General features: G+C 66.7%; 18 protein-coding genes. 12 read left to right on the top strand and 6 right to left on the bottom strand.

Annotation, left to right across the window (positions count from 1 at the left end):
* Positions 1 to 212: 212 nt before the first annotated feature.
* Entirely contained in the window at positions 213 to 1,472 is a 1,260-nt protein-coding gene (locus G0A00_RS03705) for a glycosyltransferase (protein WP_164178805.1), read from the top strand.
* 83 nt (positions 1,473 to 1,555) lie between these two features.
* Here G0A00_RS03705 and G0A00_RS03700 read toward each other — a convergent pair whose 3' ends face one another.
* Complete coding sequence (locus G0A00_RS03700; RefSeq protein WP_235952880.1) at positions 1,556 to 1,936, bottom strand: DUF3576 domain-containing protein; 381 nt, start codon at positions 1,934 to 1,936, stop codon at positions 1,556 to 1,558.
* A gap of 397 nt (positions 1,937 to 2,333) precedes the next feature.
* Here G0A00_RS03700 and G0A00_RS03695 point away from each other — a divergent pair, with 397 nt between their 5' ends.
* The 7 genes from G0A00_RS03695 (at position 2,334) to G0A00_RS03665 (ending at position 9,654) form a co-directional block, all read left to right on the top strand.
* Entirely contained in the window at positions 2,334 to 3,314 is a 981-nt protein-coding gene (locus G0A00_RS03695) for a porin (protein ID WP_164178801.1), read from the top strand.
* Positions 3,315 to 3,423: 109 nt separating this feature from the next.
* Positions 3,424 to 4,890, top strand: coding sequence for a sulfotransferase (locus tag G0A00_RS03690; RefSeq protein WP_164178798.1), 1,467 nt, complete (start codon positions 3,424 to 3,426; stop codon positions 4,888 to 4,890).
* Positions 4,881 to 5,534 carry a YggS family pyridoxal phosphate-dependent enzyme gene (locus G0A00_RS03685; protein ID WP_066102915.1) on the top strand — a complete coding sequence of 218 codons (654 nt, stop codon included), beginning with the start codon at positions 4,881 to 4,883 and terminating at the stop codon, positions 5,532 to 5,534. Before G0A00_RS03690 ends, G0A00_RS03685 begins: the two co-directional genes overlap by 10 nt.
* 195 nt (positions 5,535 to 5,729) lie before the next feature.
* Positions 5,730 to 7,199 (top strand): PLP-dependent aminotransferase family protein, encoded by a 1,470-nt coding sequence (locus G0A00_RS03680; RefSeq protein WP_164178796.1) that lies wholly within the window; start codon positions 5,730 to 5,732, stop codon positions 7,197 to 7,199.
* 11 nt (positions 7,200 to 7,210) lie between these two features.
* Complete coding sequence (locus G0A00_RS03675) at positions 7,211 to 8,143, top strand: bifunctional riboflavin kinase/FAD synthetase (RefSeq protein WP_164178794.1); 933 nt, start codon at positions 7,211 to 7,213, stop codon at positions 8,141 to 8,143.
* Positions 8,140 to 8,610 (top strand): YcgN family cysteine cluster protein, encoded by a 471-nt coding sequence (locus G0A00_RS03670; RefSeq protein WP_066102922.1) that lies wholly within the window; start codon positions 8,140 to 8,142, stop codon positions 8,608 to 8,610. Before G0A00_RS03675 ends, G0A00_RS03670 begins: the two co-directional genes overlap by 4 nt.
* A complete protein-coding gene (locus tag G0A00_RS03665) occupies positions 8,611 to 9,654 on the top strand; it encodes a low specificity L-threonine aldolase (RefSeq protein ID WP_164178792.1) in 1,044 nt (347 codons plus the stop codon).
* 70 nt (positions 9,655 to 9,724) lie between these two features.
* Here the strand turns inward: G0A00_RS03665 and hspQ are convergent, their stop codons facing one another.
* Entirely contained in the window at positions 9,725 to 10,051 is a 327-nt protein-coding gene (gene hspQ, locus G0A00_RS03660; protein ID WP_066102928.1) for a heat shock protein HspQ, read from the bottom strand.
* 251 nt (positions 10,052 to 10,302) lie between these two features.
* Here hspQ and G0A00_RS03655 point away from each other — a divergent pair, with 251 nt between their 5' ends.
* Positions 10,303 to 10,899, top strand: coding sequence for a lytic transglycosylase (locus G0A00_RS03655; protein ID WP_066102933.1), 597 nt, complete (start codon positions 10,303 to 10,305; stop codon positions 10,897 to 10,899).
* Between the two features lie 57 nt (positions 10,900 to 10,956).
* On the opposite strand, the gene G0A00_RS03650 is transcribed toward G0A00_RS03655, so the two are convergent.
* From G0A00_RS03650 to dapE, 4 genes are all read right to left on the bottom strand, one after another.
* Positions 10,957 to 11,538 carry an outer membrane lipoprotein carrier protein LolA gene (locus tag G0A00_RS03650; protein ID WP_164178790.1) on the bottom strand — a complete coding sequence of 194 codons (582 nt, stop codon included), beginning with the start codon at positions 11,536 to 11,538 and terminating at the stop codon, positions 10,957 to 10,959.
* A 370-nt stretch (positions 11,539 to 11,908) separates the two neighbouring features.
* Positions 11,909 to 15,373 (bottom strand): DNA translocase FtsK 4TM domain-containing protein, encoded by a 3,465-nt coding sequence (locus G0A00_RS03645; protein WP_164178788.1) that lies wholly within the window; start codon positions 15,371 to 15,373, stop codon positions 11,909 to 11,911.
* A 22-nt stretch (positions 15,374 to 15,395) separates the two neighbouring features.
* Complete coding sequence (locus G0A00_RS03640; protein ID WP_164178786.1) at positions 15,396 to 16,577, bottom strand: aminotransferase class I/II-fold pyridoxal phosphate-dependent enzyme; 1,182 nt, start codon at positions 16,575 to 16,577, stop codon at positions 15,396 to 15,398.
* A gap of 326 nt (positions 16,578 to 16,903) precedes the next feature.
* Positions 16,904 to 18,061, bottom strand: coding sequence for a succinyl-diaminopimelate desuccinylase (gene dapE, locus G0A00_RS03635; protein WP_164178784.1), 1,158 nt, complete (start codon positions 18,059 to 18,061; stop codon positions 16,904 to 16,906).
* 218 nt (positions 18,062 to 18,279) lie between these two features.
* On the opposite strand from dapE, the gene G0A00_RS03630 reads away from it, so the two are divergent.
* The 3 genes from G0A00_RS03630 (at position 18,280) to G0A00_RS03620 (ending at position 23,271) form a co-directional block, all read left to right on the top strand.
* Positions 18,280 to 19,353, top strand: coding sequence for a Hint domain-containing protein (locus G0A00_RS03630; protein WP_164178782.1), 1,074 nt, complete (start codon positions 18,280 to 18,282; stop codon positions 19,351 to 19,353).
* Positions 19,354 to 19,521: 168 nt separating this feature from the next.
* Positions 19,522 to 21,852, top strand: a complete 2,331-nt coding sequence (rnr, locus tag G0A00_RS03625; protein WP_164178780.1) for a ribonuclease R — start codon at positions 19,522 to 19,524, stop codon at positions 21,850 to 21,852.
* Between the two features lie 144 nt (positions 21,853 to 21,996).
* Positions 21,997 to 23,271: a lytic murein transglycosylase gene (locus tag G0A00_RS03620; RefSeq protein WP_164178778.1), complete on the top strand. Its 1,275-nt coding sequence runs from the start codon at positions 21,997 to 21,999 to the stop codon at positions 23,269 to 23,271.
* Position 23,272: the final 1 nt, after the last annotated feature.

The following is a 23,272-nucleotide window of genomic DNA, read 5'->3' as shown; positions in this document are numbered from 1 at the left end:
CTCAGAGCGGATGGGGTCGGTGCGGATGGGTCTTGCCGGGTGATAGGGCAGGCCCCGGCGGGCGTCCAGTGCCCTCTCCCGGCTGGCAGCGGCTGACGGCGACATTTCAGCAACCTCTTGGCGTCAAAAGACCCATATGCGGCGTTTCACATTGGTTCGCGTTTCGCCGCGTGGAAAAGTGCCCCCCGTTTAGGGACCGATGACCGAAGACCATGAAAATACTTTGCATTCACCAGAATTTCCCCGGCCAATACAAGCACCTCGCGCCGGAATTGGTTCGGCTCGGCCATGAGGTCACCGCGCTGACCCCGAAGGTCAAAAAGCCGACGGTCTGGAATGGCGTCAAAGTGATCCCCTATGAGATCCGCGGCAGCAGCACCCGCGGCATCCACCCCTATCTCACAGATTTCGAAACCAAGGTGCTGCGCGGCGTCAGCTGCTGCAACGCGGCGCTGCAACTGCGGCAGAGCGGCTATGAGCCAGATGTGATTCTGGCCCACCACGGCTGGGGCGAGAGCCTGTTTCTGAAAGACGTCTGGCCCGAGGCGCGGCTGGGGCTCTATTGCGAGCTCTACCATCTGACCACGCCGGAGTTCATCGACTTCGACCCCGAGTTCAGCAAACCCGCCTCGCTGAGCGAGGCGCAGCGCATCCGCATGAAGAACCTCAACAACCGGATGCACGAGGAAGTCATGGACGCGGGCATCAGCCCCACGGGCTTTCAGGCGGGCACCTTCCCCGAGCGCTGGCAGGACCGGCTGACCGTCGCGCACGATGGCATCGACACCGATCTGGTGGTGCCCAATCCGGATGCGCGGCTCGAGCTTGAGGGCGGCACCGTGCTGACCCGCGACGATGAGGTGATCACCTTCATCAACCGCAACCTAGAGCCCTATCGCGGCTATCACGTCTTCATGCGCGCCCTGCCCGAGATCCTGCGCCGCCGCCCGAATGCGCATGTCACGCTGATCGGCGGCGACGAGGTGAGCTATGGCGCCAAGGCCCCGGGCGGGAAGAGCTGGAAGCAGATCTACATCGACGAGGTGCGCGGCCAGATCCCCGATGCCGATTGGGCGCGGGTGCATTTCCTTGGCCGGGTGCCCTATGACCGCTTCCTTGCGATGATGCAGGTGAGCCGGGTGCACGTCTATCTGACCTACCCTTTCGTGCTGAGCTGGTCGCTGCTTGAGGCGATGAGCGCCGGCTGCGCCATCCTCGCCAGCGACACCGCGCCGGTGCGCGAGGCGCTGACCGAGGGGGAAACCGGCTGGATGGTGGATTTCTTCGACCGCGACGCGCTGGTCGAACGGCTCTGTACGCTGCTCGACGATCCCGACACCCGCGCCCGCCTTGGCGCCGCGGCCCGCGCCCATGTCCGCGCCCATTACGATCTGCGCAGCCATTGCCTGCCGCGCCACGTCGACTGGGTGACCCGGCTGGGAGAGATGCGGCCCCGCCCGCCGCGGGACTGAGGCGCGCCGCCCACGATTGGCTCTATGCAAAAGAAAAGGCCCGGAGCGTTCTCCGGGCCTTTGTAATCTGCTGAAGCGCTGCCTCAGATGCGGCTGTCGACCGCGCGGATTTGCCGTGCGCGGGTCAGGATCGCATCTTCGACCGCATGCACCGTAGAGGCGCTGGCCGGGCCCGAGCGGGTCATCAGCGCGACATTGAGCGAACGTGCGTCCAGCGCCGGGTCCGAGACGAGGATCGTCGCGCGATAGGCGGTGCCGCCGCCCGGCGGGGTGCCGTAGCCGGTGGTGATCACCCCGGTGAAGGGGTCGACAGATTCGACCGGCAGGAAGTCCAGAACTTCGAGCGAGGCGTTCCAGATGTATTTGTTCACCGCGCCGACTCGGCCCGCGTCGGGCTTGGACTTAAAAATGTCCCAAACGGTCGACTCGGGCGCGCCGCGTCCGTTGTAGATCTCCGCTTCCATGATCTCGTCGGCCGAGCGGGTCTGTACCGTCTGCGTGGATGTCTGCTGGCTGCAGGCCGTCAGCCCGAGCACCACCGCTGCCAGCGAAAGCCCCTTCGCAAACCGCTTATATTCCATGAAACCAAAGCTCCTGACCGTCCGGTTGGTTGCCCCTGCATACTCGTCGGCACCGCGTATCACAAGCGGTCAATCCCGGGCCCGCCAAAGCCCGCCTCGGCACCGGCAGCGCCTTGAAAGGTCCGTGATATTTTTGTGGCAATTGCGCATCACTGATTTGCTTGATGGGGCCCTGCCCGCACCTGCGGGTTGCCAGATCGGCCAGCCAAAGCGCATAGAAGCTCCCATCAAGGCCGGGCTACCCGGATTGGTACGTGCCTTAGAACACATGAGGGAAACAATGAAAAAGATTCTGTTTGCTTCCACCGCGCTGGTTGCAACCGCAGGCGTCGCCGCGGCAGAAGTTACGATCTCGGGCTACGCCGAGATGGGTATCTACAACCCGGGTGAGACCACCGACCAGGCGAACGACGAAGCTCAGTTCTTCACCGACATCGACCTGACCTTCACCATGTCCGGCGAAGCCGACAACGGCCTGGTCTTCGGTGCGAACATCGACCTCGACGAAGCCGACAACCCCTTCTCGGACCCGTGGGATCAGGGCGGTGAAGCTCTGTTCGTGTCCTACGGCGGCGCAACCCTGACCATGGGCGACACCGACTCGGCATACGACAAAATCGTTCCCGAGATGAACCTCGGCGGCGCAGGCTCGCTGGCTGACGACGAAACCATCCACGCTGGTTTCAACGACGGCGCAGAGTTCGACGGCGGCGTGAACGGCTCCGACGGTCAGATCGCTCGTTTCGACTACGCTTACGACGCGTTCACCTTCTCGGTGTCGGCTGAGCAGATCGCAGACGGCTCGAAGCCGGAAGACGTTGGCCGCGCAGACTCCGGCGAGACCCTGTGGTCGGCAGGCGTTGGCTACTCGGCAGAACTGTCGGGTGTCGACCTCTCCGCAGGCCTCGGCTACCTGAAGCTCGACGAGTGGGCCGAAGTGTGGGGCCTCGGCGTCACCGCAGGCTTCGCAGGCGGCTTTGAAGTTGGCGCGACCTACAGCGACATCGACGGCGAAGACGGCTTCGTGTCGGACGGCGAGCACTGGGGCCTCGGCTTCGGCTACTCGATGAACGCCTTCTCGGTCGGCCTGAACTACGGCAAGTACGACTTCGACGACGCTGGTGAGCAGGAAGGCTACGGCCTGGCAGCCAACTACGACCTGGGCGGCGGTCTCGTTGCACAGTTCGGCTACGGCTACAGCGAATTCACCGACGGCTCGGACGACGACACCTGGTCGCTCGGCCTGGCAATGTCCTTCTAATCTCTCCTGAGATTAGTCTGATAGGGAAGAGCGGGCTTCGGCCCGCTCTTTTCTTTTGCGCCTGCACCGGGCAGAACGGGCGCAGCGCATCTGAAGACGAGACATCCCCATGCTGCCACTCTCGGCCGCGCGTACGGCCAGCCTGCTGAACTCGGTCCGCCCCGCCCTTGCCAAAGGCAAACTCGGCGAGGCCCGCGCAGCGCTGGAACAGGTGCTGGCCATGGAGCCACGCCGCGGCGATCTCGCCTTCCAATTGGCTCAAATCTGCTATCAGCAGGGCGACCGCGACGCCTGTCTCGGCCACCTCGACCGGGCCGTCGAGCTTGCGCCCGATCAGCCTCAGGTCACCGCCCTTGCGGTCGAGCGTTACCGCGCCCTCGGGCGCCCCGAGCAGGCGCTCGCAGCCTATGACCGGCAGATCGCGGCTGATCCCAAGGCGATCAAGCCGCGCGCGGACAAGGCGCATTACCTGCAGCTTCTGGGACGGTTCGACGAGGCCGAGACGATCTTTCGCGCGCTGATCAAGCGCCACCCCAATGCCGCCGAGCTTTACCGGATCTTCCTCGCCAGCAAGACGCTGAAGCCGGGCGATCCGCTGCTGCGCGCCATGGAAAAGCTCTGGGCCCGCAGCGATCTGCCGGACGCGCAGCGGATGCATCTGGGCTTTGCGCTGGCCAAGGCGATGGAAGAGACCGGCCAAACCGCCAAGGTCTTTGGCTACCTGCGCCGCGCCAACGCGCTGCAGGCCAAGGCCGCGCCCTTCGACAGCGCCGCGCAGGCCCGCGAGTTCGCCGCCGTGCGCGCCGCGCAAGAGGGGCTCGCGCCCGGCGCGCCCGCCGAGCCGGAGTTGCGCCCGGTCTTCGTCACCGGCATGCCGCGCTCGGGCACGACGCTGGTCGAGCGCATTCTCGGTGCCCATCCCGAGGTGACCGCTGGCGGCGAGCTTGGTCACGCGCTGAAGCTGGCCTATGGGCATTTCGGTGCCGGCGAGCAGATGCGCCGGCTCGCCGACGAGCCCCCCGCCCGCGTTGCCGCCTTTGCCGAGCAATACCTGCGCCTTGCCGCGCGCGACAGCGGTCGCCGGAGCGGCGTGATCACCGACAAGTCGATCCTCTGCCACCTGATCTTCGGGCTGCTCGACCACGCGCTGCCCGGCGCGCGCATCGTGGTGGTGCATCGCGATCCGCGCGACATCGCCCTGTCGATCTACAAGAACCATTTCGCCACGGGCAGCCACCGCTACGCCAACGACCTGCCGCTGATCGCCACCGCGATCAAACGCTTCCGCGCCAATGTCGCCCATTGGAAGGACGCGCTGCCCGGGCGCATCCACGAGATTCGCTATGAAGATCTGGTCGCCGATCCCGAGCCGCACACCCGCGCGCTGGTGACGGCTGCGGGTCTGCCTTGGGATGAGGCCTGCCTTTCGTCGCATGAGGCGGCCGGACAGGTGAAAACGCTCAGCGTCAGCCAGGCGCGGCAGCCGATCTATCGCGGCTCGGCGCAGGCGTGGAAGAAATACGAAACCGAACTGGCGCCTTTCATCGAGGCCTGGGGAGAGGAACCATGGGACTGAACGACATCAAGACCCGCATCGCCAAAGCCGAGCGCGACGCAGGCAGAGCCCCCGGCTCGGCGCAGCTGATCGCGGTCAGCAAGGTGCAACCGAACGCGCGCGTCGAGGCGGTGCTCGAAGAGGGCCACCGGCTCTTCGGCGAGAACAAGGTGCAGGAGGCCGCAGGCAAATGGCCCGCCTTCCAAGAGCGTTTCCCGGACGCCAAAGTGCATCTCATCGGCCCGCTGCAGAGCAACAAGGCGCGGCAGGCGATGCAGCTTTTCTCGGCGATCCACTCGCTGGACCGGCCCAAGCTCGCCACCACGCTGGCGCGGCTCGCGCAGGAACTGGGCAGCTGTCCCGATCTCTTCGTGCAGGTGAACACCGGCGAGGAAGAACAAAAGGCCGGCATCCTGCCCGCCGAGGCCGACGCCTTCATCAAAGAGGTGCGCGATCTCGATCTGCCGCTGAAGGGGCTGATGTGCATCCCCCCGGTCGATGAGACGCCGAGCCTGCATTTCGCCCTTCTGGCCAAAATCGCCGAACGCAACGGGCTTGATGGCCTGTCCATGGGCATGAGCTCGGATTTCGAACAGGCGATCGCGCTTGGCGCCACCCATGTGCGCGTTGGCTCGGCGATCTTCGGCGAACGCGACTACAGCTGAGCCCCTGCCCGGCGCCGCTATGGCTGCGGTGGACGGCCTGCCTCCGGCGGGGATATTTGGGTCTAGACGAAGCCAGCCGCCTTCCACGCTTCGTCTAGACTGAAGTATCCCGGGGGGTGAGGCGCGCCGCGCCGAGGGGGGCAGCGCCCCCCCCTGCCGCCTTTCCGCCCCAGCGCTGCCGGAGGAGATGTCCCCATGGCAATCCCGGTCGAGACCTTCTTCCTGCGCCCCGACGGGCAGGGCACGCTGCAGGCGCGCATTCAGCAGATGGTGGCCGAGGGCGTCCTGTCGGGCCGCTTCCGGCGCGGCGAAAAGCTGCCCTCGACCCGCAAGCTGGCGGCACATCTCGGGGTCAGCCGGATCACCGTGGCGCTGGCCTATACCGAGCTTCTGGCCTCGGACTATCTCACCTCGCGCGACCGCTCGGGCTATTACATCTCGGAGGGCGCGCCGGAGCCGCCGGACTTCCCCGAGACGCCGCGCGCCGAGCGCGTCGACTGGCAGCGCGCCATGGGGCGGCGTTTCGCCGCCGGTGCGGTGCCCGAGCGGCCCGCCGACTGGGCGAGCTACCGCTATCCCTTCATCTACGGTCAGGCCGATCCAAAGCTCTTCGATCACGCCAACTGGCGGCTCTGCGCGGTGCAGGCACTGGGGGCGCGGGACTTCGGCGCGCTGACCCAGGATTACTATGACCGCGACGATCCGCAGCTGGTGGAATTCCTCGCCCGTCAGACCCTGCCCCGGCGCGGCATTCAGGCCCGCCCCGAAGAGATCCTGATCACCCTGGGCGCGCAGAACGCGCTGTGGCTGGCCAGCCAGATCCTGCTCAGCCCCGAGCGCCGCGCCGCGGTGGAAGACCCCTGCTATCCGGCGCTGCGCGTGCTGCTTGATCAGACCGGCTGCGCCCGCAGCGCGATTGCCGTGGACAGCGAAGGCCTGCCGCCCGAGGCGGTGCCCGAGGGCACCGATGTGATCTTCACCACACCCAGCCACCAATGCCCCAGCGGCGCCACGCTGCCGCTGGCGCGGCGGCGCGCGCTGCTGGAGCGGGCGCGCGATCTGGGCGCGGTGGTTGTCGAGGACGACTATGAGTTCGAGATGGCCTATCTGCAGCCGCCCACACCGGCGCTCAAGAGCCTCGATGGCGACGGCCGGGTGGTCTATGTGGGCAGCTTTTCGAAGTCGCTCTTTCCCGGTCTCCGGCTGGGTTATCTCGTCGGCGCCGAGCCCTTCATCCGCGAGGCACGCGCTCTGCGCGCCTCGGTGCTGCGCCACCCGCCCGGCCATATCCAGCGCACCGCCGCGCATTTCCTGAGCCTTGGTCACTATGACAGCCTCGTGCGGCGAATCGGGCGCGCGCTCGGCGAAAGGCGGCAGGTGATGGAGGCCGAGATCGCCCGCAACGGGCTGGAGATCGCGGGCGTCGCAGCGCATGGCGGCTCGTCGTTCTGGATGCGCGCGCCGCGCGGCGTGGATACCAAAGCGCTCGCCGCCGAGCTGCAGCGCGAAAGCGTTCTCATCGAGCCCGGCGCGCCATTCTTCCAGAGCCCGGATGCGCCGCGAAACTTCTATAGATTAGGCTATAGCTCGATCCCGTCGGAGCGCATCGCGCCCGGGCTGCAGCGCATTGCACAGGCGCTTGCACGTCCCCGCAGGGAGGGCTAGGGCTTTGCCCCATGCGGACCATTCGTGATTACCAGTTCACCGAGCCCCGGGACCGGGGTGCCAGCGTCGCCATCGGCAATTTCGATGGCGTGCATCTTGGCCACCGCGCGGTGATCGAAATGGCCCGCGAGAAGGGCAATGGCGCGCCCTTCGGCGTGCTCACCTTCGAGCCGCACCCGCGCGAGTTCTTCGCCCCCGATGCCCCGCCGTTCCGGCTGATGTCGGCCAAGGCCCGGGCCTCGCGGCTGGAGAAACTGGGTGTCGAGCGGCTGTTTGAGCTGAATTTCAACGCCGCGCTCGCCGCGCTCACCCCCGAAGAGTTCGCCCGCGACGTGCTGACCGAAGGTCTGGGTCTGAGCCATGTGGTGGTGGGAGCCGATTTCTGCTTTGGCAAACACCGCAAGGGCAAGGTCAGTGACCTGCAGCGTTTCGGTGCCGAGATGGGCTTTGGCGTGACCGTGGCCGAGATTCTGGATCAGGACGGCGCGCAGATCAGTTCCACCGCGATCCGCAAGGCGCTGACCGAGGGCGACCCGCGGTCGGCCGCGGCGCAGCTTGGTCACTGGCACCGTATCGAGGGCGAGGTCGGCGGCGGCCAGCAGCTGGGCCGCAAGCTGGGCTACCCCACGGCCAATATGTCGATCGACGGGCTGCATCCGCCGCGCTTCGGCGTCTATGCGGTGCTGGTCGACGTGCTCGACGGGCCGCATAAGGGCAGCTATCACGGCGCCGCCTCGCTGGGCGTGCGGCCAATGTTTGGCGTCAACAGCGCCAACCTCGAAACCTTCATCTTCGATTTTTCCGGCGATCTTTACGGCGCGACCCTCTCGGTCGGTCTGGTGGAGTTCCTGCGCCCCGAGCTGAAGTTCGACGGGCTCGACGCGCTGGTGGCGCAGATGGATCTCGACTGCGCCGAGGCGCGGCGCATTCTGGAGGCGCTATGAGCGACCCGATCGACCGCAAGGGCCTCGCCCCGCGCTTCTGGGAGAGCAAGCCGCTGAGCAAACTCAGCGAGGCCGAATGGGAAGCGCTCTGCGACGGCTGCGGCAAATGCTGCCTCAACAAGCTCGAGGACGAAGAGACCGGCGAGGTCGCGCTGACCTGTGTCGCCTGCCGTCTGCTCGACGATTCCAGCTGCCGTTGCTCGCAGTATGAAATCCGGCACCAGTTCGTGCCCGAATGCATCGTCCTGCGTCCCGACAACATCGACGAACACGCCTATTGGATGCCCCAAACCTGCGCCTACCGGCTGCTCTGGGAAGGGCGTCCGCTCTATGACTGGCACCCGCTGATCTCGGGCGATCCCGAGACGGTGCATGCCGCTGGCGTGTCGATGCGGGGCCGGACCGTCCCCGAATTCGAGGTCGGCGAGGACGATTGGGAAGACCACATTATCGAGGAGCCCACCTGAATGTTCTTTGCCTCCGACAATTCCGGCCCCGTTCCTCCGCAGGTGCTGGACGCGCTGACCCGCGCCAACACCGGCCATACGCTGGGCTACGGAGCCGACGTGCTGTCGATGCAGGTCGCCGAACGCATCCGCACGCTTTTCGAGGCGCCCTCGGCGGCGGTCTATCTGGTGCCCACCGGCACGGCGGCCAACTCGCTGGCGCTGGCCTGCCTCTGCCCGCCCTACGCCACGGTGTTCTGCTCGCCGGTGGCGCATATCCACGAAGACGAGTGCAACGCGCCCGAGTTCTACATGGGCGGCGCCAAGCTGACGCTGGTCCCGGGCGAGGACCGCATGACCCCCGAGGCGCTGCGCTCGGCGATCGAGGGCGAGCAGAACCGCGGCGTGCATGGCCCCAAGCGCGGGCCGGTGTCGATCACCCAGCTAACCGAGAAGGGCAACTTCTACACGCTCGAAGAGCTGCGCGCGCTGACCGCCGTGGCCCGCGAATATGGGCTGCCGGTGCATCTCGATGGTGCGCGCTTCGCCAATGCGGCGGTGAAACTGGGCGCCACGCCCGCCGAGATGAGCTGGAAGTCCGGCGTCGACATCTGCGTCTTCGGCGGCACCAAGAACGGGCTGATGGGCGTCGAGGCGGTGGTGATCTTCGATTCCGAGAAGGCGCAGGAGTTCGAGTACCGCCGCAAGCGCGGCGCGCATCTCTTCTCCAAGCACCGCTATCTGGCGGCACAGATGGACGCCTATCTCGAAGGCGATCTGTGGAAGGATCTGGCCGAGCGCGCCAATGCCCGCTGCGAGCAGCTGGTGCAGGGGCTGGAGCAACTGGGCGTGACGGTGCTGACCGAGAGCTATGCCAACATGGCCTTCGTTGAGATGCCGCGCGACGCGCACCGCAAGGTGCAGGCGGCGGGGGCGACATATTACGTCTCGGGGGATCTGGAAGGCGACGGCGGCGAGCTGCTGACCGGGCGTCTGGTCTGCGACTGGTCGCTGGAGCCCGAGGACGTCAGTGCCTTCCTGAGCGCTGTGCGCGAGGCGGTCTGATCCGCAGGCCACGGCCCCAAGGGCCAAATTTCTGGGAAGAAATCTGCAAGAGCCTTCGAAGGCTCTTGCCTCAGTTCAGCTGGAAGTGCAGCTCGTAGCTGCCGTCGATGAACGCCCCGAAGAGATCGGGAATATCCGGGTGCTCCACCGGCTCGCCCGAGTAATCGGCGATGAGGTTCTGCTCGGACACATAGGCGACGTAGAAGCTCTGATCGTTCTCGGCCAGCAGGTGGTAGAACGGCTGCTCGCGGCTCGGGCGCGCCTCTTCGGGAATGGCCTCATACCACTCCTCGGTGTTGCTGAACTCGGGGTCCACATCAAAGACCACACCCCGGAACGGGTGCTTGCGATGGCGGACGACCTGGCCCAGATGATATTTCGCGCGCTGTGTGTGCATGGATACCTCTGAGAACAATTTTTGACATTTTTTGGGCAACTTGTCCAACACCGAGCCCCATTTGCTCGGAAACACACTGTGGCCTGCGGGCCGACAGTTCGGCGGCAAACCGCCGTGGTGGCCAATTCCCGCGCATGTCCCGGAGTTCCCGGGATTGAAGGAATTGTGATTCCAACGGGGCCGGCTTTGAGCTAAAATAATCGTCAATAAAAGACAAAAAACACCACAAGAGCAGAAAAAGCGAGAGGCAGATGAGCAGATGGCTTCGCGCGGCGGCACTGGTTCTATTGGCCGCGTCCTGCGGAGGTGGCGGTGCCGGACGGGCACCGAACAACCTCGAGGACGCATGCGCCATCATCCGTGAGCGCCCGAATTACATCCGCGCCTTCCGTGCCGCCGAACGCAAATGGGGCGTTCCGGTACATGTGCAGATGGCGACGATCTATCAGGAAAGCAAGTTCATCTCGGACGCGCGGACTCCGTTCCGCTATGCGCTCGGGGTGATTCCCTATGGCCGGCAAAGCTCGGCCTATGGCTACAGTCAGGCGCTGGACGGCACCTGGGACGAATATGTGGAAGCCACCGGCAAATGGCGCGCCGATCGCGATGACATCCGCGACGCGACCGACTTCATGGGCTGGTACATGTCCGGAAGCCGCGACCGGCTGGGCATCAGCCTGCGCGACGCGCGCAACCAGTATCTCGCCTACCACGAGGGCCGCACCGGCTTTGCCCGTGGCACCTACAACGGCAAGTCTTGGCTGATGCGCGTGGCCGAGGACGTGGGTAACCGGGCGGTGGTCTATGAGGTGCAGCTGGCGAACTGCCGGCAGGCGCGCCGCTGGTAAGCGGCTGCGGCCCTCCCCCGAAACTGAAAAGGCCGGGCGCTCTGCCCGGCCTTTCGCTTACTTCACCCGGTTCACGTCGAACACCGAGTTGGGCAGGTTCTTATCCGCCAGCGCGCCCAGCACCACCGTGGTCTTGGAGCCATTGCCATCGTTGATCACCCATTGCCGCAGCTGCACCGGATTGCCGGTGAACTTCATCTGGATCGAGCCGCGGTCCGGGTGCTCGGGGTCCTGCGCGGTGACCGTGGTGGCGGTGCCGTCGTAGCTGTGGCCGGTCACCATCCCCGCGCGGCCAAGGTTGACGTTCTTGGCCAGAATGATCGACAGCGGCGTCTGGCTCAGCGGGTAGGTCTCGGGCTGGCCGCCCAGCTTCTTGTCGAAGACATAGACCGCCCCCGCCCAGGCCAGAACCAGCGCCTGCTCGGGCGGCTTGTATTCAAAGCGCACCTTGCCCGGCCGCTTGATCGAGATCGTGCCGGTAGAGATCGAGCCGTCGCCATTGATCTGGGTGAACTGGCCCTGCGCCGACTGGATCGAATTGAGATATTGCGACACCTCGCCCAGCGAGAGCTTCTGCGCCGCCGCCGGCAGCGTGGTGAGCACAAGCGCCGTGAGCGCGGCGATGAAAGTGCGGATCATTCCGTTTGGTCCTCTTGCTCGGGGTCTGCCATCCATATCGCACGCCCTTTCGGTGTTATGCGATAGCAGGCAGGCGTTGCAGCCTATCTAGGGCGCCCGGACGCGCGATCAAAGGCTTGCCGGTGCCCCGCCGCCCCGAAACGGCGTCACTTCGCCCAAACCCGCGCTTCGGCCCGCACTCAGGCCCACACCGAAGCGCGCACTGAGGCCCGAACAGGGGGCTCCGCCCCCGCGCGCCCCTGCGGGCCACGCTCCCCCGGCGTATTTTGGAAGAGAAGAAGCCCAAGAAAGAAGCCCAGGAGCGCACACCCCCGGGCTTCTTCTCTTTTCAAATACGCATGGCGCGCCAGCCGGGCCAGCGCAGCGCCGATTATTGCTCGGGCACGAGGATCTCGCGCTTGCCGACGTGGTTCGCCGCCGAGACGACGCCCTCGTCTTCCATCTGCTCCACAAGGCGCGCAGCCTTGTTGTAGCCGATGCCGAGCTTGCGCTGGATGTAGGAGGTCGAGCACTTGCGGTCCTTGATGACGATGCCCACCGCCTGATCGTAGAGCGCGTCCTCGCCATCGGTGTTGCCGCCGGTGTTGAGGCCGAGGACCGCGTCGATATTGTCGGCCTTCTCCTCGTCGGGGCCCTGCACCACGCCCGAGACATATTCCGGCGGGCCGAAGGCCTTGAGGTGGTTCACCACCTCCTCGACTTCCTCGTCCGACACGAAGGGGCCGTGGCAGCGGGTGATGCGCGCGCCGCCCGCCATGTAGAGCATGTCGCCCATGCCCAGGAGCTGCTCGGCGCCCATCTCACCAAGGATGGTGCGGCTGTCGATCTTCGACGTCACCTGGAAGGAGATCCGGGTCGGGAAGTTGGCCTTGATCGTGCCGGTGATCACGTCCACCGAGGGGCGCTGCGTGGCCATGATCAGGTGGATGCCGCTCGCCCGTGCCATCTGCGCGAGGCGCTGGATGCAAGCCTCGATCTCTTTGCCCGCGACCATCATCAGGTCGGCCATCTCGTCGACGATGACCACGATATAGGGCATCTTGCGCGGCTCGAACTCTTCGGTCTCGAACACCGGCTCGCCGGTCTCGTCGTCAAAGCCCGTCTGCACCGTGCGCTTGAACATCTCGCCCTTGCTGAGCGCCTCGGCGACGCGGCCGTTGTAGCCGTCGATGTTGCGCACGCCCATCTTCGACATCTTGCGGTAGCGGTCTTCCATCTCGCCCACGACCCATTTGAGGGCCACGACGGCCTTCTTGGGGTCGGTCACAACGGGGCTGAGCAGATGCGGGATGCCGTCATAGACGGAAAGTTCCAGCATCTTGGGATCGATCATCACCAGCCGCAGATCCTCGGGGGTGAGCTTGTAGAGCAGCGACAGGATCATCGTGTTGATCGCCACCGACTTGCCCGAGCCGGTGGTCCCGGCGATCAGCAGGTGGGGCATCTTGGCGAGGTTGGCCACCACCGCGTCGCCGCCGATGTCCTTGCCGAGGGCCAGCGGCAGGCGCTGGTTGCCATTGTCGTAGTCGCGGCTCGAGAGGATCTCGCGGAAGGACACCATCTCGCGCTTGTCGTTCGGCAGTTCGATGCCGATCACCGAGCGGCCCGGCACGGTCGAGACACGCGCCGACAGCGCCGACATCGAGCGGGCGATGTCGTCGGCAAGCCCGATGACACGGCTGGCCTTGAGGCCCGGCGCGGGTTCCAGCTCGTACATGGTGACCACGGGGCCGGGGCGAACCGAGACGATCTCACCCTTCACGCCATAATCGTCGAGCACCGTCTCCAGCATCCGCGCGTTCTCTTCCAGCGCTTCGTCGGACAGAACGTGGCGCTCGATGTTCTCGGGATTGGCCAGCAGGTGCAGCGGCGGAAGTTCGTAATCCACCGCCTTGTCGTCGAAGCCGAGGCCGGGCTGCGCTTCTTCCTGTGCGCGGCGCGAGGGCTGCATCGGCTTGGGCTCGGCCTTCTGCACCACCTTTTTGGGCTGCATCACCGGGATCGCGGGGCGCGGCATCTGCATCTGCGCCGGCTCGGCGGACCAGCTTTGCACGTCGTAGCCGTCGTCATCCTCGTCATCGCCGTCGAACTGGTCCTGCGCGGAGGCATCGTAGCCGCCATCATCGTAGCCAGCATCATAGCCAGCATCGTAGCCCTGCGCCTCAAAGCCGTCGGCGTAGTCTTCCGCGCCGTAGCTCTCTGCGCCGTGGTCATCCTCGGCGTAGCTGGGCTCGGCATAGGCTTGACGGGCCGGCTGGGCGGGTGCGTCGGCGCGGGGCTGCGGCTGCGCATCAAACGCAGCAGGCGCCTCGTCACCGTAATCGTCGAAGTCGCGGTAGTCGTCGAAGTTGTCCGCCTCATAGGGGTCTTCGGCATGGGTGAAGGGCGCAGGACCAGCGGGCTGCGCATAACCCTGCGGCTGCGCCGTGTACTCGGCCCGGTGCTCGGGCGCCTGCGGTACCGCGCGCGAGGCGGTCAGCGGCGGCTCGGGCGGCAGTTGCTCGGCGGCCTGCGCGGCGGTGAGCGGCGGCTCGGCGCGCAGCATCTGCGTCGGCTTGTAGATCAGCGGCTGCGGGCCACGGCCCCGGCCCTTGGTCAGCGGCTTGCTGGGATCCTCGGAGCGGCTTGCACCGAAGGTCGGCGCAATGCCCCGGCGGCGGGTCTTCACCGCATGGGCGATCTTGGCACGGATACGGTCTTCGCCGGTGTCGGGTTCCACGGGGAGCAGCTCCACCTCGTCGTCATAATAGTCGGGCTCGGGCTCGGCGCGGCGGGTGATGCGCGCCAGAAGGCCGGGCTTTTTGGCAGGCTCGGGCGCGGCGCGCGGCGGCGCAACAGGAGCAACCGGGGCCTGAGCGACTGGGGCGGCGGCCTCTTCCCACGCCTGCATCTGCGCGTAGGCATAGGCGTCGTCCTCGTCGAGCAGCTCGGGCTCTTCGGGCTCGAGCTCCAGCGGCGGCGGCGCGGCACGGCGCACCCGCGAGCTGCTGCGCTGCGGGGCCGGGGCCGGTGCGGGCTCTTGGACATAGTCCTGGGCATAAGCATGCTCGGGCAGAGCGTGGTCATCTTCGGCATAGCCATCCTGCGCAGCCGCCCAAGCCTCGGCCTCGGCAGCCTCTTCGGCGCGGCGCGCGCGGCGGTCGGAATGCGCGGCCTGCGCGCGCTGCGCGGCCTGCATCGCCCCGCCCGCACCCCGGCCGAGCAGGCTCAGCAGCGAGGCGTAGGACATGATCAGCCCGACCAGAAGGAAGCGGCCGATGCTCTGCAACTCGTCCTTGGTGAAGCCCAGAACGAAGGCCCCAAGCGCCAGCAGGCCAACGCCCAGCAGGACCGTCAGCAGCTTCAGACCGAAACCGGCGCTGAGCGGCAGGATGCCAAGCGCGGTGCCCATCATCATATCGCCGAACAGCCCGCCAAGGCCGAAGCTGTGGGTCCATTCCGGCCCGGTTTCCAGCCCCGCGGCATAGATCGAGGCCAGCGCGATCCAGATCGGCGCGAAAACCACGCGCGGCAGCGCGCGCTCGTCACCGCGATGCAGGGCAAGGCGAACGCCCCAGACCAGCAGCACCAGCGCGAGGCCCCAGCTGCCCAGACCGACGATCATGAACAGCGGCGCCGAGACCGAGGCGCCAAGACGGCCCAGCCAGTTCTGCACCGGAGCATCGGTGGCCGACAGCCACGAGGGATCATCGGGCGTGTAGGACCCGATCATCGCCGCCGCCAGTAGGCCAAGGACAATCAGGGCCAAACCGCCAAGCTCCTTGCCCCGCTTCTCGATTGCGGCCTGCATGTTGCTGTCGAAGAGCGGGTCGCGCCCTTTCACCTGATATGCCATTGCCTCGCCTCGTCGTTTTTTCTTATTGCCCGTACAGGCAGTCCCGGATGCGGGTCAGCCCCTGTTCGGTCTCGTCACGGCTCGCCACAAGGGCGACCCGGATGAACCCCTTCCCCGGATTTCCATCCGCGGTGTCGCGCGACAGATAGGCGCCGGGCAGAACCCGCACGCCGGTTTCCTGCCAGAGCTTCAGCGCCGCCGCCTCGCCGTCCTCGACCGGCAGCCACAGGAAAAAGCCTGCCTGCGGCGGCATATAGCCCGGCACATTGCCAAAGATGCGGTCCGCCAGCTCGAATTTTTCCAGATAGAGCGCGCGGTTCTCTTCCACATGCGCCTCGTCGGCCCAGACCTGTTCCGACACGCGCTGCACCGGCAGCGGCAGCGGCGCGCCCGCAAAGGCGCGGTGCTGCTTGATCCGGCGCAGGCTCTCGGGGCCACCGGCCACAAAGCCAGAGCGCAGGCCCGGCAGGTTCGAACGCTTGGACAGCGAGTGGAAGATCACCACCCGCTCGGGGTCGGCACCCATCTCATGCGCCACCTGCAGCGCGCCCACGGGGGCCTCGCCACGGTAGATCTCGGAATAGCACTCGTCGGCGAGAATCTGGAAATCGTGCTTTTCGCCAAGCCCGATCAGCTCCTGCCAGTACTCACGGCTCGCCACCGCACCCTGCGGGTTGGCCGGGGAACAGATGTAGATCAGCGCCGTGCGCGCCAGCAGGTCCTCGGGCAGCCCCACGATATCCGGCAGATGGCCGGTTTCGGCGGTGGCGTTCACATAGACCGGCTCTGCGCCGACCGAGAGCCCTGCCACGGCGTAGACCTGATAGAAGGGGTTCGGCATCAGCACGACCGGCTGCTGGCCGTTCTTTGTCTCGGGGCAGAGCGCCATGGCGGCGTTATAGAGCCCCTCGCGCGTGCCATTGACCGGCGAAAGCTGGGTGTCGGGGTCGATGTTCACGCCGTAGCGGCGCGCCAGCCATGCGGCGATGGCCGCGCGCAGTTCGGCGGTGCCGTCATTGGGCGGGTATTGGCCGAACTCCTGCACGGTCGCGGCCAGCACCTCTCCGACGAAGGCCGGAAAGGGGTGCTTGGGCTCGCCGATGGTCATGTGAATGACCTCACCACCCGGCTCGAATGAGTCGATGAGCGCCCGCAGGCGCGGGAACGCGTAAGCCGGAAGGTTCGAAAACCGTTCGGGGAACATGCCAGTACTGCCTCTATGGTCCGGGATCGTATACGCCCCGTTTTGCCGTAAGGATACGCAAGGCGGTACGCTTCGTCTACCGGAACTCCACGTGGTCAAAGCGCTGTGGCGCGAATGCCGCAGCGTAGCAAAATATTTCGCGACTGTCTCGGGCTGCCGGGATTTCGCATGGAAGCGCGCAGGCTTAGCCGAAGATCAGTTGCAAGGTTGTGCGACGCCGACTTGGCGAGGTGGGCCTGCGGAAGGCCCGGCCCCCTGCCCCGTGTCGGCCGCGCGGCAGGGGCGGGACACGGGGCCCGACATGAGGCCGGATATGGGGCGGCGTGTCAGGCGAAATAGTCGCGCAGCATCCGCGTGTAGATCGCCTTCAACTGGCCGATCTGCGCCACCTCGACGTTCTCATCCACCTGATGCAGCGTCTTGCCCACGAGGCCGAACTCGACCACCGGGCAGTGATGCCGCATGAAGCGCGCATCCGAGGTGCCGCCCGTGGTCGACAGTTCCGGCGTGCGGCCGGTCTCGGCCTCCACGGCCTTCGCCACGAGATCCGACAGAGCCCCCGGCGGGGTGAGAAACGCCTCGCCCGAGATCTTGATCGCGACCTCGGTGCTGGTGCCGAACTCGGCATCGACCTTGGCCGCCTCTTCGCGCAGCCACTCCGACAGCGACGCACCGGTGTGAGTGTCGTTGAAGCGGATGTTGAGCGTGGCGCGGGTCTGCGCGGGCACAACATTGGTTGCGGGGTTGCCGGTGTCGATGGTCACCACCGCCAGCGTGGTCGGGTCGAAATGGTCGGTGCCCTCGTCGAGCACATGGCTCGACAGCCGGTCCATCAGCCGCGCCATGGCAGGCATCGGGTTCAGCGCACGGTGCAGATAGGCCGAGTGCCCCTGCTTGCCGGTCACGGTGAAAAAGGCGTTCATCGAGCCGCGGCGACCGATCTTCATCATGTCGCCCATCTTTTCGGGACAGGTCGGCTCGCCAACGATGCAGATCGACATGCGCTCGTCCTCGACGGCCATGTAGTCGAGCAGCGCCGTCGTGCCGTCGACCGCATCGCCCTCTTCGTCGCCGGTGATCGCCAGAACGATGGCACCCTCGGGCGGGGTCTCTTTCACGAAATCCACGGCGGCGGCGGCAAAGGCGGCGACCCCCGATTTCATGTCGGTCGCGCCGCGCCCATACATCACGCCGTCCTTCACCTCGGCACCAAAGGGATCGACGGTCCAAGCGGCGAGATCGCCCACCGGCACCACGTCGGTGTGGCCATTGAAGCCAAAGCTTTTGGCATGCCTCTTCTCGCCCCAGCGCGCGAAGAGGTTGGCGACGCCGCCCCGGTCGACGCGGGTGCAGGCAAAGCCCGCATCCTCCAGCAAGCCCTGCAGCAGCACCAGCGCGCCGCCCTCTTCGGGGGTGACCGTCGGGCAGCGGATCAGATCGGCGGTCAACTGGACGGGATCGAGGGGCTTGGGGTCGGTGGTCATGGGCGCATCTCCGAGCAATTTGCCTCTGGCTACCCCGAGGTCGCGGCGCGTGCAAATGTGATGAAAAGGCCGCAGCGCGCCATGGCGCCGGCGGTGGGCGGCTGACGGCGCGGCGGCGGCGGTGCTAGCTTGGGAAAAAAGCCCCTTTGGCATGGTCGCACGCGGCGGCCCCGCGGGGACAAAATTGCGAGGCACCCCCAAAGCATGAGCAGCCCCGGATGAGCTGGATCGCCATCGCCTCGGACGAGGCGCGCTGGATCGACAGACCGGCCTTCGCCGCCGCGCTGGACGTGCCCGGCGGGCGCATGGAGCGCGGCACGCTGCTGCTCGAAACACGGCTTTCGCCACAGGCTAGGCCGCAGATCCTGATGTCTTATGAACGCGGCTTCCCGCTGGCGGCGAGCCTTTCGGTCCAGGTCCTGCCCGGCGGCAGCATCGTTCTGGTGGCCAGCCGGGAGGGCGAGATCTTCCACACGGTGATCGCCCACCCCGGCGATGGGCGCGCCGAAACGCTGCGGCTGACGCTGGCATGGGACGCGCCGCGCCGCTGGGCCCGGCTGAGCGTCGAACGCCCGGAAAGCGGCACGATCGAGCTGCGCGAACTGGCACCGCCGCCGTCGCCCAACTATGAAAATCTCCGCACGCTGGCGCTGCATCCGGAGCTTTGCACCATCGCACCGGACCTGTTGTTCTTTGCCTTCTCCGACGAGATCGAGCCGGTGGGTCCGCTGCCGACGCTGGCGGGCTCGACCCCGATCGCAACGCCGAACGGTTATCGCCGTCTCGAAAGCATCCGCCGCGGCGATAGCGTGCTGACCGGCGACGGCCGCACGGTGCCCGTGCTGGAAACCGTGCACCGGCTGGTGCCAGCGCGCGGCTCTTTCAGCCCGGTGCGTCTGCGCGCGCCCTATCTTGGATTGCAGCGCGACATCCTCGTGGCGCCGCACCAGCGCCTGCTGATCGGCGGCTCGGAGGTGGAATATCTGTTCGGGCGCGAAGCGGTTCTGGTGCCCGCGCACAGCCTGACCCACGGCTTTGCCGGGCAGGCCGAGGATTGCGGGCCGCTGCTGTGCTACCACCAGCTTTTGCTGCCCGCGCATGACACGCTGCTCGCCGCCGGGCTGGCCGCCGAAAGCCTTTATGTGGGCAGGCTGCGCCGCGATCCGGCGCGGCTGGCGGCCTCGCTGCTGGCGGAGATGCCGCGCGATGCCATCCCCGAGCAGCACCGCGCCGGGCATCAGGTGCTGGGCCCCTTCGAGGCGGTGACGCTGGTCGAGGCACGCGCGGCCTGAGAGGCGCCTTGCGGGGATGCGGTTTATGGGGGCGCTGCCCCCGCCGCGCAACGCGCGGCTCCCCCGGGATATTTTTGTCTAGACGAAGCGGCGGGCGGGCGCGCACGCGGGCTTGGGACGGCGCAGAATGGCGATGACGCTGGCCGCGGCGCGTGCTACGGCTGCGGCATGAGCAAACTGCCTTCGAAAGCCGAGATCCTCGATTGGATCATGGCGCACCCGACCCAGACCGCGAAACGTGACATTGCCAAAGCCTTTGGCATCAAAGGGGCTGCGCGGATCGACCTCAAGCGCGTCCTCAAGGAGCTTGAGGCCGAGGGGCATCTGGAAAAGCGCAAAAAGACCTACCGCGACCCGGACCGGCTGCCGCCGGTGACCGTGCTGCAGGTCAAGGCGCCCGACGAGAACGGCGATCTTTTTGCGCAGCCGCTGGAGTGGCATGGCGAGGGCGTCGAGCCCGCGGTGCTGCTGGTCCCGCGCGCCACCGACCCGGCGCTTGGAGAGGGCGACCGCATCCTCGCCAAGCTGCAGGTGGTGCATGAGGAAGATCACAACTACGAGGCGCGGCTCATTCGCAAGATCGGCGTCAGCCCGCGCAAGATCGTCGGCATCTTCCGCAAGGGCCCCGAGGGCGGACGCATCGTGCCGATCGACAAGGGGGCGGACAAGGAATGGCTGGTCGGTCCCGACGCCATGGCCGGCGCGCAGGAGGGCGAGCTGGTCGAGGCTGAACAGGCCGGGCCGCGCGCCTCGCGCATGGGTCTGCCGAAGGCGCGCATCGTCATGCGCCTTGGCGATCCTTCAGAGCCGAAGGCGGTCTCGCTCATCGCCATCCATCAGCATGGCATCCCCGACGCCTTCCCGCCCAAGGTGCTGGAGGAAGCCGACCGGATGAAGCCCGCGGGCCTCAAGGGCCGCACCGACCTGCGCGAGCTGCCGCTGGTGACCATCGACCCGGCCGACGCGCGCGACCATGACGATGCCTGTTTTGCCGAGGCGGACGAGGATCCGAAGAACCCCGGCGGCCATGTGATCTGGGTCGCCATCGCCGATGTGGCGCATTACGTGCTGCCCGGCTCGGAACTGGACCGCGAGGCCAAGAAGCGCGGCAACTCCAGCTACTTCCCCGACCGGGTCGTGCCGATGCTGCCGGACCGGCTGTCGGGCGATCTGTGCTCGCTGCATGAGGGCGTGCCGCGCGCCTGTATCGCCGTGCGCATGGTGATCGACGCCGAGGGCAACAAGCGCAGCCACAGCTTCGTGCGCGGGCTGATGCGCTCGCCCGCCTCGCTCAACTACGCCGAAGTGCAGCAGGCCATGGATGGCCAGCCCAACGACAAGACCGGGCCGCTGCTCGAGGATGTGATCCGCCCGCTCTATGCCGCCTATTACGCCCTGCGCGACGCCCGGAACCGCCGCCAGCCGCTGGATCTGGAACTGCCCGAGCGCAAGATCGTGCTGGGCGAGGATGGCACGGTGACCTCGGTCAATTTCGTTGACCGGCTGGATGCGCATAAGCTGATCGAAGAGTTCATGGTGCTGGCCAATGTGGCCGCCGCCGAGACGCTGATCGCCAAGCGCACGCCGCTGCTGTTCCGCGTGCACGAAGAGCCGCCGGTCGAAAAGCTCGATGCGCTGCGCGAGACGGCGCAGGCGGCGGGGCTCAACCTTGCCAAGGGGCAGGTGCTGAAGACCGCGCATCTCAACAAGCTGCTGCATGACGCGGCGGGGCGCGAGGATGCGGAACTGATCAACCTCGCCACGCTGCGCTCGATGACGCAGGCCTATTACAACCCCGAGAACTTCGGGCACTTCGGCCTCGCGCTGATGAACTACGCGCATTTCACCTCGCCGATCCGGCGCTATTCCGACCTCATCGTGCACCGCGGGCTGATCTCGGCGCATGGCTGGGGCGATGACGGCCTGTCGCAGACCGACATCGAGCGGCTGCAGCAGACCGCCGAGCATATCTCGGACACCGAGCGGCGCTCGATGATGGCCGAGCGCGACACCACCGACCGCTATCTCGCCGCCTATCTGTCTGAACGCGTGGGCGCAGAGTTCGGCGGGCGGATCAGCGGCATCGCCAAATTCGGGGTTTTCGTGAAGCTCGACGAAAGCGGCGCCGACGGGCTGGTGCCGATCCGCAACCTCGGGAACGAGTTCTTCCACTTCGACCGCGAGGCCGGCACGCTGATGGGCGCCGACACCGGCACGCTGATCACCCTGGGCCAGCGGGTGCGGGTGAAGCTGGTGGACGTGACGCCGGTGACCGGCGGCATCGGATTGGAACTGCTGGAACTGGCTGGCGAGGCGGTCGAGGCACCGCGGCATCGCAAGCCTGCGGGCTACGGGCGGTTCAAGAAGACCCCCGGTGGCAGAGGCAGCGGCAAGGGGCCCAAGGGCAAAGGTCCGGCGCGGCGCAAGGATGTGGCCGAGCGCAAAAAGAGCGCCAAGACCGCGCGCAAGGTCAGCCGCACGCGCAAGACCGAGCGCTGACGCGCAGCCAAGAACTGACGTAAGGGCGCGGCGGCCTGCATCCCGGCAAAGGCGGGATCATGCCCGCCGCGCCTTTGCCCGCTTCGCAAATCATGCATTTCGCGATAGCCTTCTGTTCATAAAAAACGAGCAGCAGGTGACCCCATGAAACCGAGCCTTTTCGGCCTCGCGCTGTGCCTGACGGCGAGTCAGGCCGCCGCCGACCGACTTGCCGACTTTTCCGCCCCCCTTGCCTCGCAGCGTCCCGCGCCGCGCCCCGCCGCCTTTGATACGGTGCAGGTGGTGCCCAAGGCCACGGTCGACCGCGAGTATCTGCACTGGCTCGACGGGTTCCGCAGCCGCGCCCGCGCCGAGGGGATCTCGGACACCACGTTGAACGCCGCCTTCCGCGCGCCGCATCTCGACACCGACGCGCTGGCGAAGATCAACAATCAGGCCGAGTTCACCAAGACGCTGTGGAGTTATCTGGAGTCCGCCGTTTCCGAGAGCCGGATCGAGAATGGCCGCGCCGCGATGATCGCCCATGACCAGTTACTGCGGCAGATCGAGGCGCGCTACGGCGTCGACCGGCAGGTGGTGGTGGCGATCTGGGGCATGGAAAGCGCCTATGGCAGCCACCGAGGCACGCATCCGGTGATCCCGGCGCTGGCTACGCTGGCCTATGGCTCGCGCCGCGGCAAGTTCTTCGAAGGCCAGCTCATTGACGCGCTGCGCATCATCCAACACGGCGATACGACGCCCGAGAAGATGACCGGCAGCTGGGCCGGGGCGATGGGGCACACGCAGTTCATCCCCTCGTCCTATCGTGCGCTTGCGGTGGACTGGACCGGCGACGGGCGGCGCGACATCTGGTCTGACGATCCCGCCGATGCGCTTGCCTCCACCGCCAATTACCTCGCCGAGAGCGGCTGGATCCACGGCCAGCCGTGGGGCGTAGAGGTGCAGCTGCCGCAGGGCTTCGACTATGGGCTTGCCGATGGCGACGCCGCGCGGATGCCTTCGGATTGGGCGCGGCTCGGCGTGGTCGGCATGGACGGCCAGCCGGTGCGCGACTTTGGCACGGCGCGGCTGCTTTTGCCCGCCGGGCACAAGGGCGCGGCCTTTCTGACCTTCAAGAACTTCAAGGTGATCTCGCGCTACAACGCCGCCGACGCCTATGTGATCGGCGTCGGCCATCTGGCGGACCGGATCATGGGCGGCGCGCCGATCCTGTCGGACTGGCCCGATGACGAGCGCGCACTGACCAGCGGCGAGCGCAAGGAGCTGCAGATGCGGCTCAAGCAGGCGGGCTTCGATCCTTCGGGCGTCGACGGGCGGATCGGCCCGATGACCATCAAGGCGCTGCGCGACTATCAGCGCGCAGTGGGTGTGGTGCCCGACGGTTACGCCTCGCTCGAGGTGCTGCGGCGGCTGCGCTAGG

Source organism: Salipiger sp. PrR002 (assembly GCF_010500775.1).
Taxonomy (GTDB): domain Bacteria; phylum Pseudomonadota; class Alphaproteobacteria; order Rhodobacterales; family Rhodobacteraceae; genus Salipiger.
The sequence above is the reverse complement of the archived record's forward strand: the minus strand, read 5'-3'. Positions and strand labels throughout refer to the sequence as shown.

What these genes read in the sequence shown, in the direction of transcription:
- G0A00_RS03705 (WP_164178805.1), top strand. Translation starts at nt 213, where the DNA reads ATGAAAATACTTTGCATTCACCAGAATTTCCCCGGCCAATACAAGCAC.
- G0A00_RS03665 (WP_164178792.1), top strand. Translation starts at nt 8,611, where the DNA reads ATGTTCTTTGCCTCCGACAATTCCGGCCCCGTTCCTCCGCAGGTGCTG.
- G0A00_RS03675 (WP_164178794.1), top strand. Translation starts at nt 7,211, where the DNA reads ATGCGGACCATTCGTGATTACCAGTTCACCGAGCCCCGGGACCGGGGT.
- G0A00_RS03645 (WP_164178788.1), bottom strand. Translation starts at nt 15,373, where the DNA reads ATGGCATATCAGGTGAAAGGGCGCGACCCGCTCTTCGACAGCAACATG.
- dapE (WP_164178784.1), bottom strand. Translation starts at nt 18,061, where the DNA reads ATGACCACCGACCCCAAGCCCCTCGATCCCGTCCAGTTGACCGCCGAT.
- G0A00_RS03670 (WP_066102922.1), top strand. Translation starts at nt 8,140, where the DNA reads ATGAGCGACCCGATCGACCGCAAGGGCCTCGCCCCGCGCTTCTGGGAG.
- rnr (WP_164178780.1), top strand. Translation starts at nt 19,522, where the DNA reads ATGAGCAAACTGCCTTCGAAAGCCGAGATCCTCGATTGGATCATGGCG.
- G0A00_RS03650 (WP_164178790.1), bottom strand. Translation starts at nt 11,538, where the DNA reads ATGATCCGCACTTTCATCGCCGCGCTCACGGCGCTTGTGCTCACCACG.
- G0A00_RS03655 (WP_066102933.1), top strand. Translation starts at nt 10,303, where the DNA reads ATGAGCAGATGGCTTCGCGCGGCGGCACTGGTTCTATTGGCCGCGTCC.
- hspQ (WP_066102928.1), bottom strand. Translation starts at nt 10,051, where the DNA reads ATGCACACACAGCGCGCGAAATATCATCTGGGCCAGGTCGTCCGCCAT.
- G0A00_RS03620 (WP_164178778.1), top strand. Translation starts at nt 21,997, where the DNA reads ATGAAACCGAGCCTTTTCGGCCTCGCGCTGTGCCTGACGGCGAGTCAG.
- G0A00_RS03680 (WP_164178796.1), top strand. Translation starts at nt 5,730, where the DNA reads ATGGCAATCCCGGTCGAGACCTTCTTCCTGCGCCCCGACGGGCAGGGC.
- G0A00_RS03690 (WP_164178798.1), top strand. Translation starts at nt 3,424, where the DNA reads ATGCTGCCACTCTCGGCCGCGCGTACGGCCAGCCTGCTGAACTCGGTC.
- G0A00_RS03630 (WP_164178782.1), top strand. Translation starts at nt 18,280, where the DNA reads ATGAGCTGGATCGCCATCGCCTCGGACGAGGCGCGCTGGATCGACAGA.
- G0A00_RS03700 (WP_235952880.1), bottom strand. Translation starts at nt 1,936, where the DNA reads ATGGAAGCGGAGATCTACAACGGACGCGGCGCGCCCGAGTCGACCGTT.
- G0A00_RS03685 (WP_066102915.1), top strand. Translation starts at nt 4,881, where the DNA reads ATGGGACTGAACGACATCAAGACCCGCATCGCCAAAGCCGAGCGCGAC.
- G0A00_RS03640 (WP_164178786.1), bottom strand. Translation starts at nt 16,577, where the DNA reads ATGTTCCCCGAACGGTTTTCGAACCTTCCGGCTTACGCGTTCCCGCGC.
- G0A00_RS03695 (WP_164178801.1), top strand. Translation starts at nt 2,334, where the DNA reads ATGAAAAAGATTCTGTTTGCTTCCACCGCGCTGGTTGCAACCGCAGGC.